At 71.7% G+C, this 1,371-nt stretch carries 2 protein-coding genes; both read left to right on the top strand.

Annotated elements, in window-relative coordinates:
* The first annotated feature begins 67 nt into the window (after positions 1–67).
* Positions 68–523, top strand: coding sequence for a GNAT family N-acetyltransferase (locus EAD98_RS29855; protein WP_199723618.1), 456 nt, complete (start codon positions 68–70; stop codon positions 521–523).
* A 118-nt stretch (positions 524–641) separates the two neighbouring features.
* A partial coding sequence (locus EAD98_RS29850; protein ID WP_147457529.1) for a lytic polysaccharide monooxygenase occupies positions 642–1,371 on the top strand: 730 nt, incomplete at its 3' end.

The following is a 1,371-nucleotide window of genomic DNA, read 5'->3' as shown; positions in this document are numbered from 1 at the left end:
ATGGTAGGCCGTCCGGCGGGGCGGGACGCCCCGGGGCCCGCCCCGCCGGACGGCCTACCATCGGTGGGTGCCCCAGCAGACCATCGAGGTCCGGACGGCGTCCTTCGCCGACCTGAACGCCCACACCTTCCACGACCTGCTCAAGCTGCGCATCGACGTGTTCGTGGTGGAGCAGCACTGCCCGTACCCGGAGCTCGACGGACGGGACGTGGAACCCGGCACCCGGCACCTCTGGCTGACCGACGGCGGCGCGCCGCTGGCGTACCTGCGGATCCTGGCCGACCCGGACGGTGTCGCCCGGATCGGTCGGGTGGTGGTGGCCCCCGCCGCGCGCGGCGGCGGGCACGCCGGCCGGCTGATGAGCGCGGCGCTGGAGGTGGTGGGCAACCGGCCCTGCGTGCTGGACGCCCAGTCCCACCTGGTCCCCTTCTACACCCGGCACGGCTTCGCGGTCAGCGGCCCCGAGTACGTCGAGGACGGCATCCCCCACACCCCGATGCGCCGCGATGCCATTGACGGTTGACGATCAGCCTGGCATCGTGCCGGGTAGAGCCATCGCGGGAGCCTGCGAGTAGGCACGGGAGCGGGCAACTCCCGGCGGTCCGGGTGTCGTCGTCCGACCTCATCCCCCCGGGGGCTCCATGTCCACTCTCGCCCGATCACCCCGCGTGCTCTGGCTGCTCGCCATCGCGGCCGCCGCCACGCTCCTGCTCACCACCGCGCTGACCACCGCGCTGGTCCCGCCCGCCTCGGCGCACGGCTCGGTCGTCGACCCGGCCTCGCGCAACTACAGCTGCTGGCAACGCTGGGGCAGCGACTTCCAGAACCCTCGGATGGCCACCGAGGACCCGATGTGCTGGCAGGCCTGGCAGGCCGACCCCAACGCCATGTGGAACTGGAACGGCCTGTTCCGCGAGGGCGTGGCCGGCAACCACCAGGGCGCCATTCCCAACGGTCAACTGTGCAGCGGCGGGCGCACCCAGAGCGGTCGCTACAACGCCCTGGACACCGTCGGCGCCTGGAAGACCACCGCGGTGTCGAGCAACTTCCGGGTCCGCTTCTTCGACCAGGCCAGCCACGGCGCCGACTACATCCGGGTGTACGTGACCCGGCAGGGCTTCAACCCGCTCACCGAACAGCTGGGCTGGGACGACCTAGTGCTGTCCGGCCAGATCGGCAACACCCCGGCGTCGCAGTGGAAGCAGGAGACCGGCGGCGTCTCCATCGAGATCCCGGTGAACGCGTCGGGCCGCACCGGCCGGCACATCGTCTACACCATCTGGCAGGCCAGCCACCTGGACCAGTCGTACTACCTGTGCAGTGACGTCGACTTCTCCGGTGGAACGGGCACCCCGCCGCCCACCACGCCGC

It is taken from the genome of Micromonospora sp. CV4 (assembly GCF_003667455.1).
Taxonomy (GTDB): domain Bacteria; phylum Actinomycetota; class Actinomycetes; order Mycobacteriales; family Micromonosporaceae; genus Micromonospora.
This window is presented reverse-complemented; position numbering and strand designations above follow the sequence as displayed.